This is a genomic window from Deltaproteobacteria bacterium, from assembly GCA_016219225.1.
Classification (GTDB): domain Bacteria; phylum Desulfobacterota; class RBG-13-43-22; order RBG-13-43-22; family RBG-13-43-22; genus RBG-13-43-22.
Genome location: JACRBX010000297.1, coordinates 1 through 2395 on the forward strand (window position 1 = coordinate 1; position 2395 = coordinate 2395).

General features: G+C 53.5%; 3 protein-coding genes. 2 read left to right on the plus strand and 1 reads right to left on the minus strand.

The genetic code is table 11. The annotated features are described in order from the left end of the window. Window positions 1-266 (plus strand): efflux RND transporter permease subunit (locus HY879_24235; protein ID MBI5606454.1); only part of this gene is annotated, 266 nt, incomplete at its 5' end. Further along, complete coding sequence (locus HY879_24240; GenBank protein MBI5606455.1) at window positions 267-926, plus strand: DUF3313 domain-containing protein; 660 nt, start codon at window positions 267-269, stop codon at window positions 924-926. A 340-nt stretch (window positions 927-1266) separates the two neighbouring features. On the opposite strand, the gene HY879_24245 is transcribed toward HY879_24240, so the two are convergent. Then, the gene (locus HY879_24245) at window positions 1267-2325 is read right to left on the minus strand and encodes a histidinol-phosphate transaminase (GenBank protein ID MBI5606456.1); all 1059 of its coding nucleotides are present in this window, start codon (window positions 2323-2325) and stop codon (window positions 1267-1269) included. Window positions 2326-2395: the final 70 nt, after the last annotated feature.

A 2395-nucleotide genomic window follows, 5' to 3' on the forward strand; every position in this document is an offset into this window, starting at 1 on the left:
AGGCCCAGGGAAAACCTTTCCGCCAGGCCGTACTCGACGCCGGTATCGCCCGGTTGAGACCGGTCTTCATCACCGTCGGGGCAACGGTCCTGGGGTTGGTTCCTTTGGCCCTGCATGGCGGACCACTCTGGGAGCCTTTGTGCTATACCCAGATCGGGGGACTTTTGGTGGCCAACTTCATCACCAAACTTCTGGTGCCGGCGGTTTATGCGATTTGTGTACTGGATTTTAAAATTATCAAATGGAAAGGGGAAAAGGAGGGTTAGATGGCCAGAATCTTATCCAACAGGAAATCGGGACTCCCCGGGTGCCTTGGGGTTTTGTCTGTCCTTTTATTGATCTGGGTCGCCGGGTGCGCCACGCCCCAGGTGCCCCCTTCAGGCTTCCTCAGCGATTATCAAAGATTGAAACCGGATTCCAGGGAGGAGGGGATTGCCTGGTGGGAAAGGCCGGGGGTCCAATGGAAAAAATACAAAAAGCTGATGATCGACCCGGTGGAAGTCCGGGTGGATCTGACCAAGGCCGAACGGGAAATGAAGCCGGAAGAGATGGAGACCCTGGCTAAAAAATTACGGCAAACCGTTATCGAAGCCATGCGAAAGCGCTATCCGGTTGTTAAAGAACCCGGAACGGAGGTATTGCGTATCCGGGCGGCCCTGACCCATCTTAAGCCGGTCAGCCCGGCGGCCAATGTGGTGGCTACGGCCATTTTGATGTGGCCCATTGACTTCGGCGAGGCCGCAGTGGAGACTCAGTTTATCGACAGTTCCAGCGGCATGGTCCTGGCCGAGCTGACAGCCAGCAACAAAGGCAGTATGATGGAGGTGACCAAGGTCTGGACCCGCTGGACCCAGGTAGAGTCCGGCTTTAAGCAGTGGGCGGAAAAATTACGCTTGGCTTTGGATGAGGCCCAAAAGGGGCTTTAGTCGGCGATCAGCGATCAGGGGTCAGGGGTCAGGCAAACCGGGATGATACGGGGTTTTGTTGAAAGGGAGCCAAAGATATTTGAAATTTCTCTGTTGCGACTTGCGACTTGCGGGTTCCGGGTTCCGGGTTGAGAAAGTATAAGCTTCATCTAATAACCCGTAACTCGATGGTATAGGAATTTCCTTTTTGGAGCTAGATCAACTCGGATCGGCTGAAAGCCGATTGAATTCGGATCGGCTGAAAGCCGATCGTGCGGATTGTCAAGATTTTGAAGATAAAGAATAGTTATCTGCGGGTATCGGCGAAAATCTGCGTCCTAATTGATAACCTGTCAAGCGCCTACCCCAGGATTTCCTTCAAAGCCTTGACCAGGGCGGCGCATTCTTCATCCCGACCTACCGAAATGCGCAGATACTGTTCAATACGGGGCTGGCGGAAATGGCGCACGATAATCGATCGTTCGCGCAGCCGCTTAAAAATGGTGGAGGCCTCTCTTCCCGGATGTCGGACAAACAGGAAATTGGCCGCTGAGGGCAGCACCTGAAAACCAAGGGCCCCCAGGTCTTCCGCTAACCGGTCGCGGGTACGGATAACGGCCAGACGGGTCTTTTCAAAATAGGCCTGGTCCTTGATGGCCTCCACTGCGCCTGCCAGGGCCAGGCGATCCAACGGGTAGGAATTGAAGCTGTTCTTTACCCGTTCCAGGGCTTCGATCAGCGAAAGATGACCGATGGCAAAGCCGACCCGCAACCCCGCCAGGGATCGGGATTTGGATAGGGTTTGGATCACCAGCAGGTTGGGATAGCCTTCTACCAAAGGAACGGCCGATTCACCCCCGAAGTCTACATAAGCCTCATCGATAACGACGACCGATTCCCTGTTCCGCTTTAACAATTGCTCAATGGAAGACAGAGATAAAAGCCGACCGGTGGGGGCATTGGGGTTGGGGAAGATGATGCCCCCATTGGGACGGGGGTAATCCTCCAGGTGTATTTCCAGATCGGCGTTCAAGGGTATGGTCGTATAAGCGATATCGTAGAGCCGGCAATAGACCGGGAAGAAGCTGTAGGTAATATCCGGAAACAGCAGGGGCCGCGGGTGTTTAAGTAGTGACAGGAAGGTGTGGGCCAGGATCTCATCGGAGCCATTGCCGACAAACACCTGCTGCGGCTTTAATCGATAATAGACGGCCACCACTTCTTTGAGGTGGCTACCATTAGGATCCGGGTATAACCGCAATCCTTCCGTCACTTCCGCCTTCAGGGTTTCTATGACTTTTGGGGAAGGCCCGTAAGGGTTTTCATTGGTATTCAGTTTGATGAGGCCGGGGAGTTTGGGTTGTTCTCCCGGCACATAGGGCTTCAGGCTGTGGACTAATGAACTCCAGAATTTGCTCATATTAAACTTTCGTATCAGTTTAGATTTTTGAAAAACTATTTTCACCGCAGAGACGCCAAGAACGCAAAGG

Coding starts and splice junctions, on each gene's coding strand:
- HY879_24240 (MBI5606455.1), top strand. CDS start 267: ATGGCCAGAATCTTATCCAACAGGAAATCGGGACTCCCCGGGTGCCTT.
- HY879_24245 (MBI5606456.1), bottom strand. CDS start 2,325: ATGAGCAAATTCTGGAGTTCATTAGTCCACAGCCTGAAGCCCTATGTG.